The organism is Bacteroides faecis, assembly GCF_020091505.1.
Classification (GTDB): Bacteria; Bacteroidota; Bacteroidia; order Bacteroidales; family Bacteroidaceae; genus Bacteroides; species Bacteroides faecis.
On sequence record NZ_CP081916.1, the window covers coordinates 2,465,011 to 2,482,779 of the forward strand.

9 protein-coding genes and 1 pseudogene are annotated in these 17,769 nt (G+C 42.4%); 8 read left to right on the forward strand and 2 right to left on the reverse strand.

Annotation, left to right across the window (positions count from 1 at the left end; translation table 11 throughout):
* Positions 1-33: 33 nt before the first annotated feature.
* Positions 34-3,354 (forward strand): exo-rhamnogalacturonan lyase family protein, encoded by a 3,321-nt coding sequence (locus K6V30_RS09445; RefSeq protein ID WP_022302231.1) that lies wholly within the window; start codon positions 34-36, stop codon positions 3,352-3,354.
* Between the two features lie 129 nt (positions 3,355-3,483).
* On the opposite strand, the gene K6V30_RS09450 is transcribed toward K6V30_RS09445, so the two are convergent.
* Both K6V30_RS09450 and K6V30_RS09455 read right to left on the reverse strand, forming a co-directional pair.
* Entirely contained in the window at positions 3,484-5,118 is a 1,635-nt protein-coding gene (locus K6V30_RS09450) for a rhamnogalacturonan acetylesterase (protein WP_055268709.1), read from the reverse strand.
* Between the two features lie 20 nt (positions 5,119-5,138).
* Positions 5,139-6,278 (reverse strand): glycoside hydrolase family 88/105 protein, encoded by a 1,140-nt coding sequence (locus K6V30_RS09455; RefSeq protein WP_055268711.1) that lies wholly within the window; start codon positions 6,276-6,278, stop codon positions 5,139-5,141.
* Positions 6,279-6,544: 266 nt separating this feature from the next.
* On the opposite strand from K6V30_RS09455, the gene K6V30_RS09460 reads away from it, so the two are divergent.
* The 7 genes and pseudogenes from K6V30_RS09460 to K6V30_RS09485 all read left to right on the forward strand — a co-directional run bounded on the left by K6V30_RS09460 (position 6,545) and on the right by K6V30_RS09485 (position 17,748).
* Positions 6,545-8,386 carry a rhamnogalacturonan lyase gene (locus K6V30_RS09460; protein ID WP_055268713.1) on the forward strand — a complete coding sequence of 614 codons (1,842 nt, stop codon included), beginning with the start codon at positions 6,545-6,547 and terminating at the stop codon, positions 8,384-8,386.
* A 3-nt stretch (positions 8,387-8,389) separates the two neighbouring features.
* Positions 8,390-9,799, forward strand: coding sequence for a glycoside hydrolase family 88/105 protein (locus K6V30_RS09465; protein ID WP_055268751.1), 1,410 nt, complete (start codon positions 8,390-8,392; stop codon positions 9,797-9,799).
* Between the two features lie 18 nt (positions 9,800-9,817).
* Complete coding sequence (gene rhaM, locus K6V30_RS09470) at positions 9,818-10,132, forward strand: L-rhamnose mutarotase (RefSeq protein WP_010536774.1); 315 nt, start codon at positions 9,818-9,820, stop codon at positions 10,130-10,132.
* A gap of 143 nt (positions 10,133-10,275) precedes the next feature.
* On the forward strand, positions 10,276-14,580 hold the full coding sequence (locus K6V30_RS09475; RefSeq protein WP_022302235.1) for a hybrid sensor histidine kinase/response regulator transcription factor: 4,305 nt from the start codon (positions 10,276-10,278) through the stop codon (positions 14,578-14,580).
* A gap of 293 nt (positions 14,581-14,873) precedes the next feature.
* Positions 14,874-15,458, forward strand: a pseudogene (locus K6V30_RS25280) (rhamnogalacturonan acetylesterase); the annotation flags it as partial.
* Positions 15,459-15,671: 213 nt separating this feature from the next.
* Entirely contained in the window at positions 15,672-16,457 is a 786-nt protein-coding gene (locus tag K6V30_RS25285; protein ID WP_371441459.1) for a sialate O-acetylesterase, read from the forward strand.
* A gap of 10 nt (positions 16,458-16,467) precedes the next feature.
* Complete coding sequence (locus tag K6V30_RS09485; protein WP_055268715.1) at positions 16,468-17,748, forward strand: GDSL-type esterase/lipase family protein; 1,281 nt, start codon at positions 16,468-16,470, stop codon at positions 17,746-17,748.
* Positions 17,749-17,769 lie beyond the last annotated feature (21 nt).

Consider the following 17,769-nt stretch of genomic DNA (forward strand, 5'->3'; position numbering starts at 1 on the left):
TTATAATGGAACTCCTTATACTAAATTTGTCACATGAAAAACATATCTGTTCTTTTGTTCTTGCTCATTACTTTGGCATTGAACGCACAAAACAATAAAACTTCCGGACTCAACGCCCGCCAGTTTCATAAATACTGGAAAGTAGAATCTGAATCTCCGGATTATAAAGTAACTTTTTTAGGGGATACGGTTGAAATTCTTTCTCCTAAAGGGCTTACTCTTTGGAGGAAAGAGAAGATGAGTGGTAAAGTAACCATTGAGTATGACGCATGTGTGGTTGTTGAGGTTGAGGGCGATCGTTTGAGTGACTTGAATTGTTTTTGGATGGCTTCGGACCCTCAGTATCCCGATAATATATGGAAACGTGAGAAATGGCGTAGTGGGATTTTTCTAAACTGTTACTCTTTACAACTCTACTATATGGGATATGGTGGAAATCATAATTCTACTACACGTTTTCGCCGTTATGACGGCAATGAGGCGGCTATTACAAATGCAAAAGCCCGTCCTGCAATCTTAAAAGAATATACGGATGCGGACCATTTGCTGGAAGCTAACAAGTGGTATCATATCAAGATAACGAATGAAAATAATAGGGTTAGTTATTATATAAATGGAGTGCGACTGGTGGATTTCCGCGATGCCGCCCCCCTGACAGAGGGCTGGTTCGGTTTTCGCACCACCTTATCCCGGACTCGTATCGCTAATTTTCATTATGAATGTTCTCCACAGGAAATCTCAGAAATTCCATTGCACTGGATTGGTAATACTCCTCAGCAAGATAGAACGGTAAGTTTGGGTGTTCCTTTCAGTGAAGGGGAATTATATCCGGAAAATACTTTGCAGTTGATTACTGATAGAGGTGAGACTCTTCCGATAGATACTTGGGTATTGGCTTACTGGCCCGATGGCTCTGTGAAATGGAATGGGATAGCCGGAGTTATTCCGGGAAATACTGATAAACTATTACTCAAAAAGGTCGGGAAAAGATCAAAAGGAAGAGCTAATGCAAAGATTGGCGATGATGGTAGCGGTAAATCATCAATCGCGATTGTTGAAACGCCACAGAATATTCGTATTGAGACAGGTCTTATTTCCGCCTGCATCCCTCGTCAGGGAGAATTTCTGATAGATAGTATATTTCATAAAGGAGTGAAAGTAGGAGAAAATGCACGCCTTGTCTGTAATACTCAAAGTGAACCGATCTTGGAGAATACCTCACAAATAGCTTTTACCAACTATACCGGAAGATTAAAATCGGCTACAGTAGAACGTACCGGTAATGTACGGGCGCTTGTCAAACTGGAGGGTATTCACAGAAGTGATGCCGGACGGGAGTGGCTTCCGTTTGTAGTCCGTCTTTACTTTTATGCCGGAAGCGAGCAAATCAAGATAGTACATAGCTTTGTGTACGACGGAGATCAAAATAAGGATTTTATTCGTGCTTTGGGTATTCGTTTGGAAGCCCCTATGCGGGAAGAACTTTATAACCGGCATATTGCTTTCTCCTGTGCTGATGGAGGTGTTTGGAGTGAACCGGTGCAACCGCTGGTGGGACGGCGCAAACTGACACTTGACACGGATGATGAGCTTTCTCTTCAACAGCAACAGATGGAAGGCAAACGTATTCCACCGTATGAGACTTTTGACAAGAAGAATCGTGACTTAATAGATAACTGGGCTTCATGGAACGACTATCGTCTGTCTCAGCTCTCTGCAGATGCATTCTCTATCCGCAAACGTGCCAATGAGAATAATCCCTGGATAGGAACTTTTTCGGGAACCCGTAGTGAAGGATATGCTTTTGTCGGTGATATTACGGGTGGTTTAGGACTTTGCCTGCATGATTTTTGGCAGTCTTATCCTTCTTCTATAGAAATATCGGGTGCTAAAACTTCGTCTGCAACAATCACTGCATGGTTATGGAGCCCTGAAGGAGAACCGATGGACTTACGTCACTACGATAATGTAGCTCATGATTTAAATGCCAGTTACGAAGATGTTCAGGACGGAATGAGTACTCCCTATGGTATCGCCCGTACTACTACGCTGACACTTATTCCACAAGGAGGTTATGTTGGAAAAAAGGCTTTTGCCGATACTGCTAAATCGCTTTCTGAGCTCGGGATATTGTTGCCTACGCCGGATTATCTTCATGCGCAGCAGGCTTTTGGTGTATGGAGTCTTCCGGATCGGAGTACTTCTTTCCGTTCCCGGGTAGAAGATCGCTTGGATGCATATATCAATTTTTATAGTAAGGCCATAGAGCAGAACAAGTGGTATGGATTCTGGAATTATGGAGATGTAATGCATGCTTATGACCCCGTCCGCCATACGTGGCGTTATGATATCGGCGGATTTGCCTGGGATAATACGGAACTTGCTTCTAATATGTGGTTGTGGTATAACTTTTTGCGTACAGGTCGTGAAGATATCTGGCGTATGGCAGAAGCAATGACCCGTCATACAGCCGAAGTGGATGCTTACCATATCGGACCGAATGCAGGGTTAGGTAGCCGGCATAACGTCAGCCATTGGGGTTGTGGTGCCAAAGAAGCTCGAATCAGTCAGGCTGCGTGGAACCGTTTCTATTACTATCTCACCACCGATGATCGTTGTGGTGATCTGATGACTGAAGTAAAGGATGCCGATCAAAAACTATATGAACTAGATCCCATGCGTCTGGCACAACCTCGTAGTGAATATCCTTGTACAGCACCTGCCCGACTGCGTATCGGTCCGGATTGGCTGGCCTATGCCGGCAACTGGATGACGGAGTGGGAACGTACTGGTAATACAGCTTATCGGGATAAGATCGTAACCGGGATGAAAAGTATAGCGACTCTGCCCAATCGTATTTTTACCGGACCTAAAGCGTTGGGCTTTGATCCGTCAACGGGAATTATTACTACTGAATGCGATTCTAAGCTGGAATCCTCAAACCATTTAATGACCATTATGGGTGGTTTTGAAGTGATGAATGAAATGATACGTATGATCGACCTTCCTGAATGGAAAGATGCGTGGCTGGACCATGCAGCACGTTATAAGCAGAAGGCGTGGGAATTGAATCATAGCCGTTTCCGGATTTCCCGTCTGATGGCATACGCTGCTTATCACAAGCGGGATGCAATGATGGCTAGAGAGGCATGGGATGACTTATTTACCCGATTGGAACATACACCGGCACCTCCTTTCCAAATTACTACGCTATTTCCTCCCGAAGTTCCGGCCCCTTTGGATGAATGCGTCAGCATCAGTACAAATGACGCGGCGCTTTGGAGCCTTGATGCTATCTATATGCAAGAGGTTATTCCGATGGATGATTCTAGTGTTTTGTATATGGAGAACTAAATATTGGTAAGGAAAACTTAAGTTATCCTTATTGGGACTATAAGGTTGAGGCGTGACAAAAAGAAAGCGGTTAATGCACTGTCTGTGAAATGCATTAACCGCTTTATGAATCTCAGATGAGTCTGTCTCTTATTTCAAGTACTGTTTCAACGGACAATCAGTTCGTTTCAATCCATCTGCGATACTTTTGGCATTCATGTGTGCTCCTTTTAAGGAAGTATGTGTATGGTCGTTATTATAATAGTCTGCCGCTTTCTTGATACCTTTCTTTTCGAGCTTGTCAGCACTTATTTTATTCAGGTCGATAAAATAAGCTCCGGTAGCTTCGGCTGCTTCACGTGTCCATTTACCAAAGGATGCCGTGTTACGTTCTATCTTTCCGTCTTTCCACTTGTTACGTGGAGTATGGCTTAAAACGATAGGTATGGCGCCTTTTTCCTGAACATCCATGATAAATTTACGGAGATACCAGCCGAAAGTGTAAACGACTTGATATTTTCCTGTTTTCTCCATTAAAAAGACCTTGCTCTCTCCTCCGGAACCGGGCAATTCGGCACGGGCTTTTCCGGTATTTATCGCTCCTGTATCATTGTGCCCGAATTGGATCAGAACAAAGTCTCCAGGTTGGAGTGCATTGTATACCTTATCCCAACGACCTTCATCCAGAAAAGTGCGGGCGCTACGACCTGCCATGGCACAATTCTCTACGGATATCTTATTCAGATTGAATTCATCTGCTATTACGCTGCCCCATCCCCACATGCCGTTTTTATCGTTATCTTTATTTTTAACGGTACTGTCGCCAATGGTAAATAATACCGGACGTCCTTCTTTGCGGCTCGATCCGGTGTCCTTATCCTTCTCAACCGGTTTCAGATAGTCGGCTAATTCCAGACCTTCATAAGCACGTATTCCGTCAGCAGCAGACTCTGCATTTACTTTAGCTCCGAAAGCGCTGGTATGAATACGGTCGATATAGAACATATATTGCACTTTGTTCTTACCGAATTTTTCAAATTTGCGGGCACTGATATCGTTTAAATCAATAAAAGGAACATTCTGTTCTTCTGCTACCTGCTTTGCCCACAAACCGAATGTCTTATTGACACGAGTAATGATGGTACTGTCTTTATCTTCCCAGGCGTTACGGGGAGTCAGGGAGAATAAGATAGGATGTGCTCCTTTCGCCTTTACATCGTTGATAAAACGACGCATATATTCTCCGTAAGTATATACGGTCTCCTTTACTCCGGTTTCTTTGATAGTAACATTCAGGCTGTCCTTACCAATTCCCGGAATGGAGGCGCGGGCACGTCCGCTGTCATAAGGGCCATTATCGTTGTGTCCCAGTTCGATGATAACCCAGTCGCCGGGTTGTACACCTTTGATTACATCCGGCCAAAGGCGGTTGTAGAAGGTACGGCTGCTGGTTCCTCCCAAGGCATGATTTTCGACGGTGATCCGATTGGAATCGAAATAATCAGCTGCGTAATATCCCCAGCCCCATTGTCCGTTATTGCCATTCCCTAAGGTTCCGGTACGCATGGTAGAATTGCCGACCAGAAATAAAACCGGATGGTTGCCTTTACGGCTTGCTCCGGCAATGGGGCGTGCCGTACGTGCTTTGTTCAGGCTGTCCAATGTGTTGTCTGCCACCTGATTCACATCTTTCATAGGGGAAGCAACATTGTTTTGTGCCTGCATCTGCAGGCTGCATGTGATGGCTGTGAGCCAGCATAAACAGTGAAGTACTTTGTTTTTCATTTACTTGATAAATAATGCTCTTATTTTAATTTGTAAACCTCGGTACCTGCCAGTAGAAAACAACCTACACCATAATCTTCAAAGTCGGGAACACTTTTGTAAGTTACAGGTTGTCCGTCTTTCGGCTCTTTTCCTGTTCCTTGCACATAACCAAGGAAACCGTTCGGATGAACTGCTTCCTTTACCATTGCGTTCCATGCTTTCAGTACGATAGGCAGATATTCTTTACGGTCGAGTAATCCGTTGCGGATTCCCCAAGCCATTCCGTATACAAACAGTGCTGTGCCTGAAGTTTCTTTTCCTCCGAAATTGCTTTCGTCGTGGAGGCTTACATTCCAGAATCCATCTGTACGCTGGCATTGCTTTAAGGCTTTACTCATGGTCAGGAAATCATTGATATAATCTTGGCGATGTGTTTCATCGGCAGGGATTTCATCCAATACACGTACAAGGGCTGCATATACCCAACCATTGCCTCTGGACCAGTAGCAGTTTTTGCCGTTTGGTTCTTTATAAGGAGGATCGAAATCCTGATCACGCCACCATAATCCTTCTTTGGCATTGTACATACCGGCTTCTCCATGAGTATTACGGGTGTAAGTATACAGGTCCCACATCTTGTTATAGTACTTTTGGTCTCCGGTCATCTTTCCGAATTTGGCGTAAATCGGCATTGCCATTTGTATGGCGTCTATCCACCACCAGTCATTCACCTGCGGAGTGTTTACTACCATGTCGATACTGGCTTTTATATTCCGGATCATGTTCGGGTCGGAAGGACACATGTTGTATAAGTCAATATAAACTTGCCCGCAGCATTGATCATCCGCATTGCGGGTCGTGTTTCCGTTACGCATTCCCCATTTGTGGAAGTTAGCCCAGTCATAAGTATAGCTATAATAATCTTCGCGCGGATAAATACTGTATAAAGCCATCAGTCCCTCATAATAAACTCCGCGAGTCCAGATATTACTGGGACGAACTCTTCCAAAAAACGAGGGTAAGGTATAATCGGCATACTTTTTCATAAAGTAGTCGTTTACCTTTACGATGGTTGCTAAAGTCTCCTTTTGTGCAGGCAACTCTTGTGCAATGACTGAACTGCAAGGTATGCTACTCAGAAGGGTTGCTGTAATGAATGAGAGGAGTAATTTCTTCATGGTATAAAAACTGTTTATAAATAAAATTAGCTACTATGATTAATTTCACAGGCAAAGATAGAGGATTCTTTTTTCCTCTTCAATGGAATATTGTCCACAAGTATTTAAATTTGTCCATAATGCCTTCAGAAAGCAGTTGTAGTGATTAAAAAGGCAATTTATACATAGATTTGTACGATATTCTATTTTATTCATAAACCATATCGCTTACTTTTGCATGATGTAATTCTAAAAATGACAAGAACACTTTGATTAATGATAAGACTATGAAATGTACAAGTATCTTTTTTAGTTTGTTGGTAATAGCGACTTCTATAGCAGCCCAGCCAAACTATGATTTCACAAAACTGAAACGCGAGCATTTAGAACGCGGCGTAATTGCCATTCGTGAGAATCCCTCAACTGTCGCTGTCTCTTGGCGTTATTTATCTTCAGATCCAATGGATGAATCATTTGATATATATCGGGATGGTAAAAAGGTGAATAAACATCCGCTGAAAAACGCCACTTTCTTTCAGGACTCTTATCAGGGGACAGCCCCCGCACTTTATACAGTAAAAGCTATAAAAGGTAAAACAGAAAGCAATTATCAGTTGCCGGCTGATGCTCCGGTAGGGTATCTGAATATTCCGTTGGTACGTCCCGAAGGAGGGACTACTCTGTCGGGACAGGCATATACTTATGCTCCGAATGATGCCAGCATTGGGGATGTGGATGGAGATGGTGAGTATGAGATTATTCTGAAATGGGACCCTTCCAATGCACATGATAATTCCCATGATGGTTATACCGGTCCTGTGATTTTCGACTGTTACAAGTTGAATGGACAGCAACTGTGGCGTATTAATCTGGGACGTAATGTACGTGCAGGCGCACATTATACTCAATTCATGGTATTTGATCTGGATGGTGACGGTCGTGCGGAAGTAGTGATGAAAACAGGTGATGGAGCTGTGGATGGCACAGGAAAAGTGGTCGGAGATGCAAATGCGGATTATCGGAACGAGCGGGGACGTATTCTGACCGGACCGGAATATCTGACCATTTTTAATGGACTGACCGGAGAAGCGATGCAGACAATTGATTATGTGCCCGAACGTGGCAATCTGATGGATTGGGGAGACGGGCGTGCCAATCGTAGTGATCGTTTTCTGGCTTGCATTGCCTATCTGGACGGAGTACATCCGAGTGTGGTGATGTGTCGCGGTTATTATACGCGTACGGTATTGGCCGCTTATGACTGGGATGGTAAAAATCTGAAGAACCGTTGGGTATTTGACAGTAATAATCCCGGGTGCGGAGATTACGCCGGACAAGGTAATCACAATCTTCGGGTAGCTGATGTAGATGGTGATGGCTGTGATGAAATTGTATATGGACAATGTACGATAAACAATGACGGGACAGGACTTTATTCTACTCGTATGGGACATGGTGATGCTATGCATCTGACTCACTTTGATCCGTCCCGTCCGGGATTGCAGGTCTGGAGTTGCCATGAGAACAGAAGGGATGGCTCTACTTTTCGGGATGCAGCTACAGGAGAAGTCATATTCCAGATAAAAAGTAATACGGATGTAGGTCGTTGTATGGCTGCCGATATTGATCCGACTCATCCCGGAGTTGAAATGTGGTCTTTGGATTCTAAAGGCATCAGAAATGTAAAAGGAGAAGTGGTTGCTTCCAGAGTCAGAGGATTATCAACTAATATGGCTGTCTGGTGGGATGGTGATTTGTTGCGTGAATTGTTGGATAGAAATGTAGTCAGCAAATATAATTGGGAAAAAGGGATTTGTGAACGTATCGCTGTTTTTGAAGGCGCACTTTCTAACAATGGTACGAAGTCAACCCCATGTCTGCAAGGAGATATTGTAGGAGACTGGCGTGAAGAAGTCTTATTGCGTACAGCCGATAATACAGCTCTGAGACTGTATGTTTCTACTATTCCCACTGATTACCGGTTTCATACTTTTCTGGAAGATCCTGTTTACCGTATCAGTATTGCGACTCAGAATGTTGCTTATAATCAGCCTACCCAGCCTGGATTCTACTTTGGTCCGGAACTGCGGGGAACTGAATTCAGAGGATGTAAAATACCTAAAAAGTAAATGATGAATTATCGTATTATTACCGTTGCCGCATTATTGGTAGCACTGCCTGCCGTTGCACAGAAAAAGAAAACAGTTGTCAATGATTCAAATACACCCTTGCATTTATTGCAACCTGCTTATCAGGGTACTTATGGAGATTTGTCGCCCGAGCAAGTTAAGAAGGACATAGATCGTGTATTTAATTATATAGATAAAGAAACACCCGCCCGTGTGGTTGATAAGAATACCGGTAAAGTGATTACGGATTATACAACAATGGGGGATGAGGCACAGCTGGAGCGGGGAGCTTTCCGTCTGGCAAGTTACGAATGGGGTGTCACTTACTCCGCTTTGATAGCAGCTGCCGAAACGACGGGAGATCAGCGTTATGCTGATTATGTTCAAAACCGTTTTCGCTTTTTGGCGGAAGTTGCTCCACATTTCAAACGTGTCTATACAGAAAAAGGGAAGACAGATTCACAGCTGCTGCAAATTCTGACTCCTCATGCATTAGATGATGCGGGAGCCGTATGTGCTGCCATGATCAAACTACGGTTGAAAGACCAGACACTTCCTGTTGACGGATTAATTCAGAATTACTTTGATTTTATTATCAATAAAGAATATCGTCTGGCGGACGGGACATTTGCACGTAATCGTCCTCAGCGGAATACTCTTTGGCTGGATGACATGTTTATGGGGATTCCGGCAGTAGCACAGATGAGTTGTTATGATAAAGAGTCAAAGAACCGATATCTGGCTGAAGCGGTAAAGCAATTCCTGCAATTTGCCGATCGCATGTTTATTCCTGAAAAAGGATTGTACAGACATGGATGGGTAGAGAGCAGTACGGATCATCCGGCTTTTTGTTGGGCACGTGCGAATGGATGGGCGATGCTGACAGCTTGTGAATTGCTGGATGTATTACCGGAAGATTATCCTCAGCGTCCGAAAGTGATGGATTATTTCCGTGCCCATGTACGTGGAGTGACGGCTTTGCAAAGCGGAGAAGGGCTTTGGCACCAGTTGCTCGACCGGAATGATTCTTATTTGGAAACTTCTGCCACTGCGATTTATGTATATTGTCTGGCACATGCTATCAATAAAGGTTGGATTGACGCAATTGCTTATGGTCCTGTTGCCCAGTTGGGATGGCATGCCGTAGCCGGAAAGATAAACGAAGAAGGACAGGTAGAAGGTACTTGTGTGGGGACTGGCATGGCTTTTGATCCGGCTTTCTATTATTATCGTCCGGTCAATGTATATGCGGCGCACGGATATGGACCGGTACTTTGGGCCGGTGCGGAAATGATTCGTTTGCTGAACACTCAGCATCCTCAGATGAATGATAGTGCCGTGCAGTATTATCAGGAAAAGCAAAAGACAACAGCTCCTATTTTTGCCGTAGATAAGGAAGACACGAAAGAATAACTTTAAACTATAAGAACCATGAAACGAGAAGCTTTTAAAATGTATTTGAAACCGGGTTATGAAGCAGAATACGAAAAAAGACATGCCGCTATCTGGCCTGAACTAAAAGCCCTGCTTTCAAAAAATGGAGTATCAGATTATTCTATATATTGGGATAGAGAAACCAACATCCTTTTTGCTTTCCAGAAAACGGAAGGTGAGGGAGGCTCGCAGGACTTGGGAACTACAGAGATTGTACAGAAATGGTGGGACTATATGGCAGATATCATGGAAGTGAATCCGGATAATTCACCCGTTTCGATTCCTCTGCCGGAAGTATTTCATATGGATTAAAACTCTCTAAGCAGATTCAGACTTAGGAGGATGTTTGATAAAAAACAGGCATCCTCCTAATACTATTTTATGATTGTTTCTTTATTATTTCAACTATCTTGATTACTTTTGTCTGGCATTTATCATTAATCTTGGAATCTATTATGACACAAAAGCGCTTATTACTTGTCGCACTTTTCATAACTCTTATCTTCAATACGGTTTATGGGGGTATTGAACTCCGTTCTAAACAAATGAGAACGAGTGACGGTATACCGAATAATTCGGTTCGGTACATGTATCAGGACAGTAAAGGCTTTCTGTGGTTAGCTACCTTGAACGGATTAAGTCGCTATGATGGCAATTCTTTCCTGACCTTCCGTCCGGAGTCCGGCGAGAAAGTCTCACTGGCAGATAACCGGATTTATGACCTGACTGAAGATAAAAATGGTTTTCTGTGGATTTCTACTACTCCGGAACTATTCAGTTGTTATGATTTGCAGCGTGCTTGCTTTGTTGATTATACAGGAACCGGTGCGTTGGAGCAGAATTACTCAGCTGTATTTATTGCTGCCAATGGGGATGTATGGCTTCGGCATTCGGCCAATGGATGTCGTAGAATCGTCCACCAGGAAGACAGGAAAATGGTATCTACTGAATTTAAGACGGAACGTGGTAATTTGCCGGATAACCGGGTACAATTTATTAATGAAGATGCCGGTGGGCGAATTTGGATTGGAACGCAACGTGGATTGGTATCTGTATCTGACGGTCAGTATAAAGTGGAAGATCGTTTGCTTCATTTTACTTCTTCTCTGGCATTTAAAGATAATATGTATTTTCTAACGGCAGACGGCGATGTCTATTGCCACCAGGCTGCCAGTCAGAAAATAACAAAGGTAGCTGCTCTTTCGACTATTGCAGGTAAAACGGCTCCTACAGGCAATTTTCTTTTAAAGAATAAGTGGGTAATACTGACTAATACGGGAGTTTACAACTATGATCTTAATTTGCATCGGATCAGCGTGGATGCAGACCTCAATGTTAAAAACGGTGAAGTCATTCGTGATAATCACGGAGACTTTTGGATATATAATCATACCGGTCATGTCACTTACATTCTTGCCAAGAATGGGGCAAAAAAAGAATTTCAATTGATTCCTGAGGATAAACTGGGGTATATTGATTATGAACGTTATCACATGGTTCATGATTCCCGGGGAATTATCTGGATTTCTACTTATGGTAACGGACTTTTTGCTTATGATACAACAGAGGATAAACTAGAACATTTTCTGGCAAATATAAATGATCAAAGTCACATAAGTTCTGATTTTCTATTGTATGTAATGGAAGATCGTGCCGGTGGCATTTGGGTAAGTTCCGAATATTCCGGCTTGTCCCGCATTTCTGTATTGAATGAGGGTACTTCACGCATATACCCGGAGTCCCGTGAGTTGTTTGACCGTTCGAATACAATTCGTATGCTGACAAAAATGCCGGATGGAGATATTTGGGTTGGAACGCGTAAAGGCGGATTGTACACATTTGATTCGAATCTTCATTCTAAAATGACCAATCAATATTTCCATTCCAATATTTATGCGATCGCAGAAGATAATAGGGGTAAGATGTGGGTAGGAACCCGTGGAAACGGATTGAAAATAGGAGAAGAATGGTACCGCAATGACATTTCAAATCCAGCTTCATTAGCAGATAATAATGTATTCTCTCTTTATAAGGATCGAAAAGACAGGATGTGGATCGGTACATTTGGAGGCGGGCTTGAACTGGCCGAACCGATGCAGGATGGTAAATATAACTTCCGTCATTTTTTACAGCAGAAATTTGGTCTGCGTATGATACGGGTGATAGAAGAAGACGATAATGGCATGATCTGGGTGGGTACCAGTGAGGGCGTTTGCATCTTTCATCCGGATTCATTGATAGCTAATAGTGATGATTATCATCTGTTCAATTATACCAACGGAACTTTTTGCAGCAATGAAATCAGATGTATTTACCGGGATACAAAAGGACGTATGTGGGTGGGAACTTCCGGCTCCGGCTTGAATCTCTGTGAGCCTCAAGATAATTACCGTTCATTGAAATATGAGCATTACGGAACTTCTGAAGGGTTGGTCAATGATGTGATTCAGTCTATTTTAGGAGATAATAACGGAAACTTATGGGTTGCCACTGAATATGGTATTTCTAAGTTCAACCCAAACAATCACTCCTTTGAGAATTATTTCTTTTCTTCCTATACATTAGGTAATGTTTATAGTGAGAACAGTGCTTGTGTGGGGGTAGACGGTAAATTACTTTTCGGTACTAATTATGGGCTGCTTGTCATTGATCCGGATAAGATACAGGACAGTGAAACTTTTTCTCCTGTTGTTTTTACAGACCTGCATGTGAATGGTACTCAGGTAAATCCTACTATGGAGGACTCTCCTTTGAAACAATCTCTGGCTTATTCGGATAAAATCACTTTGAAGTATTTTCAAAATTCATTCTTAATAGATTTCTCTACTTTTGACTATTCGGATAGTGGACGTACCAAGTATATGTACTGGCTGGAAAATTATGATAAAGGTTGGAGTACTCCTTCACCATTGAATTTTGCTTCTTTTAAATACCTGAATCCCGGTACTTACATACTTCACGTGAAGTCATGTAATGGAGCAGGAGTCTGGAACGAAAGCGAAACGACCTTGAAGATTGTCATAGTGCCTCCTTTTTGGAAAACGAACTGGGCAATGTTGGGGTATGTATTGTTGCTAATTGTAACTTTGTATTTTGCTTTCCGTATTGTGCGTAATTTCAATGGTTTACGTAACCGTATTAATGTGGAGAAACAGCTGACAGAGTATAAGCTGGTTTTCTTCACCAATATCTCTCATGAGTTCCGCACTCCGTTGACTTTGATACAGGGGGCATTGGAAAAGATTCAGCGGGTATCTGATATTCCCCGTGATCTGATACATCCGCTCAAAACGATGGATAAAAGCACTCAACGCATGTTGAGGCTGATTAACCAGTTATTGGAGTTCCGGAAGATGCAGAATAACAAACTGGCACTTTCTTTGGAAGAGACGGATGTGATTGCTTTTCTTTATGAAATCTTCCTGAGTTTCGGCGATGTTGCGGAGCAAAAGAACATGAATTTCCGTTTTATTCCGTCTATACCATCTTACAAAATGTTTCTTGATAAGGGCAATCTGGATAAAGTGACTTATAACTTATTGTCTAATGCCTTTAAATATACTCCTTCAAACGGTACGATTATACTTTCTGTCACTGTGGATGAAGTGAACAAGATGTTGCAGATTCAAGTGTCCGATACTGGAGTGGGTATTCCTAAAGAGAAACAAAATGAGTTATTCAAGAGATTCATGCAGAGTAGTTTCTCCGGAGATAGTATCGGGGTTGGTTTGCATTTGAGTCATGAACTGGTGCAAGTTCATAAAGGTACAATTGAATACAAAGACAATGAAGGTGGAGGCTCTGTCTTTACAGTTTGTATCCCGACAGATAAAACAATTTATTCGGAAAAAGATTTCCTCATCCCCGGCAATGTCTTGTTGAAAGAGGCAGGCGGACAGGCGCATCATTTGCTGGAACTTTCGGAAGAACTGCCGGAGCCGGAGAAAATAGCGGAGCCTTTGAATAAACGTAAAGTTCTGATTATAGAAGATGACAATGATATCCGTGAATTCTTAAAAGAAGAGGTTGGCGTATATTTTGAAGTAGAAGTAGCTGCTGACGGAACAGCCGGATTTGAAAAGGCTCGTACTTATGATGCTGATTTGATTATTTGTGACGTACTGATGCCGGGAATGACCGGGTTTGAGGTTACAAAGAAATTAAAATCAGATTTTGCTACCAGTCATATTCCTATTATCCTGCTGACAGCATTAAATTCTCCGGAGAAACATCTGGAAGGTATTGAATCCGGTGCTGATGCTTATATTGCGAAACCTTTCAGTATAAAGCTTTTGCTGGCACGTGTCTTCCGGCTGATAGAACAGCGTGACAAGTTGCGGGAGAAGTTCTCCAGTGAGCCGGGGATTGTACGTGCTGCCGTATGCTCTACCGATCGTGATAAGGAGTTTGCCGACCGATTGGCTGCCGTACTGGAACAGAATCTTTCCCGTCCGGAATTTTCAATAGATGAATTTGCGCAGTTGATGAAGCTAGGACGAACGGTGTTTTATAGGAAACTGCGTGGTGTGACCGGTTATTCTCCAAATGAATATTTGCGGGTGGTACGAATGAAAAAGGCGGCTGAACTATTATTGTCCGGCGAGAATCTGACTGTTGCGGAAGTTTCTTACAAGGTTGGTATCAGTGATCCGTTCTATTTTAGCAAGTGCTTTAAGACTCAGTTTGGGGTAGCACCGTCCGTATATCAACGCGGTGAAATGAAAGAACAAGGAGATAATGAGGCAGCAGAAGAAAGATGAGTAACTGATTATTCTATATTTTGCTTTAAATCTTCTTTTCGGTGTTCGATGTGAATGATCTATCCTGTATTTGTGTACAATTGTCTATGGTCTGATAGCGAAAGTATGCTTATTTTTGCATTGAAATACGAATGAACATGTGCCCAAGACAAGCCCCTTTCCTGGTTATCTTTGCTATGTCATTTTAAGTGTAATCTGATAATATAATGGTAATGAAAACAAAACTACTGTTGATTGCAATTATTCTATTTTCCACTTCTTCGTTTATAAGTAATAGACCTGTCACTGTCTTTATGATTGGTGATTCGACAATGGCCAACAGATCTATTCAAAATAAGAACAATAAAGAACGGGGTTGGGGAATGATGCTTGCCGGTTGCCTGACAGACAGAGTGATTGTCGATAATCATGCGGCTAGTGGTCGAAGTACGAAAAGTTTTATCAATGAGAAACGATGGGAGAGAGTCTTGGACCGGATTCAGCCGGGTGATTATGTCTTTATCCAGTTCGGACATAATGATGAGAAAGAAGATCCGAAACTTCATACGGAACCGGGTACTACTTTTGATGATAATTTAAGGAAATTTGTTGCCGAGACGCGTTCAAAAGGAGGAATCCCTGTGCTTTTTAATTCGATGGTTCGCCGTAAATTTTATTGCAACGAAAATGGACTATATACGGATTCTTTAATAGATACCCATGGAGATTATCTGCTTTCTCCGAAACGGATAGCTGAAGAGAAGGGAGTAGTCTTTATAGATATGAATAAGATTACTCACGATTTGGTAAAGCAGATGGGACCGGAAAAATCCAAAGAGCTTTTTATGTGGGTTGGAAAACGCAAAGATGATACTCATCTGAACATAAAAGGAGCGAGAATAGTGGCTTCATTGGCAATTGAAGAAGTCGGCAAAAAGATTCCGGCTTTGGGCAAAGAGATCAGGCGTTATGATTATGTTGTTGCTACCGATGGAAGCGGAGATTTTTTCACATTAGAGGAAGCTTTGGAAATGATTCCGTTAAAAGGAAAATGTACAGTCTTGGTACGTTCCGGTCAGTATGGTCCGAAACCGCCTTTTGTGAATAAGAAAATTAAGATTACGGAAGAAAAAGGGGTATCATGGGGAAGTTCGGCAGCACATGCTGAAAAACCGTTGAAGAATCTTGATTTGTATCTTTGCGTTGGACAGTCGAATATGGCAGGGAGAGGAAAATTATCACCGGAAGTAATGGACACCTTACGAAATGTATATCTGCTGAATGCGGAAGATAAATTCGAACCAGCAGTGAATCCTTTGAATCGCTATTCTACGATAGGAAAAGGACTTGGCTGGCAACAATTAGGACCTGCATATGGTTTCGCCAAGGAAATGGCTACTAAAAAACATCCGATAGGGCTGATAGTCAATGCTCGCGGAGGGTCCTCTATCCGTTCCTGGGTTAAAAATGCCAAACAGTCCGGCGGATACTATGATGAAGCAGTACGACGTACCAAAGAGGCAATGAAATATGGTACGTTGAAAGCGATTATCTGGCATCAGGGAGAAGCGGATTGTCACCATTCCGAAGCATACAGAGAGAAAATCACTCAGTTGATGACGGATTTGCGTAATGATTTGGGAATGCCTGATTTGCCTGTTGTAGTAGGGCAGATTGCGCAATGGAACTGGACCAGGAAACCTCATATCCCCGAGGGAACAAAACCTTTTAATGATATGATAAAAGAGATTTCCGCCTTTTTGCCTCATAGTGCCTGTGTTTCTTCCGAAGGGCTTACTCCTTTGAAGGACGAGACTGATCCTCATTTTGATGCGGCAAGCCAGATAATTTTAGGCAGACGCTATGCCAAAGAAGTAAAGAAACTAATAAATAAATAGAATAACAAAAATGAAGAGATTGACATTATTAATCAGTGCTATTTTGATGACAGGTAGTATCCTGATGCAAGCGCAAGTTTATAAATTCGACTTTTCTATTGATAAAAAGGTAAAAGACGGTTATATAAAAGTGACTTCTGAAACTTTGTTCAATAATGAACGGGGCTATGGATATGATTTATTACCGTCATGGGATGGGAAGAGTAATCAACCTTTCTTTTTCTCACTGAATGTACCGGATGGAAATTATAAAGTAACCGTCACCTTGGGGAGTAAAAAAGAGGCTGCCAGTACAACAGTTCGTGGTGAATCGCGCAGGCTGTTTGTTGAGAACCTTTCGACTAAAAAAGGAGAGATGATAACAGAAACGTTTACCATTAATAAACGTAACCCTGTGATTTCGGGAAAAGAAAGAGTCAGCATAAAAGAGAAGGAAAAGAAGAAATTGAACTGGGATGATAAGTTGACGTTGGAGTTTAATGGTGATCTGCCCCGTGTGAATTCTTTGGTGATAGAACGGGTTGAAAACATACCTACAGTCTATCTTTGTGGGAATAGCACAGTAGTTGATCAGGATAATGAACCGTGGGCAAGTTGGGGGCAAATGATTCCCCGCTTCTTTACAGATCAGGTTTGTATAGCCAATCATGCGGAGTCAGGACTGTCTGCAAATACATTCATCGGTGGAAAGCGTCTTGCAAAGATACTGAGTCAGATTAAAGAAGGTGATTATTTGTTGGTTGAATTTGGACATAATGACCAAAAGCAGAAAGGACCCGGTAAAGGAGCGTTTTACTCTTTTGCATATAATCTGAAAATCTTTATAGACGAGGCCCGTGCTAAAGGTGCTCATCCGATATTGGTGACTCCTACAAGCCGTCGTCGTTTTGACGAGAATGGAAAGTCGGTAAATACTCATGGTGATTATCCTGATGCAGTCCGTTGGGTAGCTGCAAAAGAGAACGTTCCTCTGATAGAATTAAATGGTATGACTGCTATTCTTTTCAATGCTTTAGGTGTGGATAATTCTACAAAAGCATTCGTACACTATCCGGCAGGAACTTTTCCCGGTCAGACTAGAACTCTTAAAGACAATACTCACTTTAGTACTTACGGAGCTTATGAAGTTTCAAAATGCGTAATTGAAGGAATGAAAAAGGCTGATCTGGAGATCGTGAAATACCTGCGACCGGATTATAGCGGTTTTGATCCGGCACAACCGGACAGCTTTGAGTCTTTCAAATGGAATTTGGGTTCATTTACGGAGAATGAAAAGCCGGATGGAAATTAATGAACTGAAAAATATAAAAGG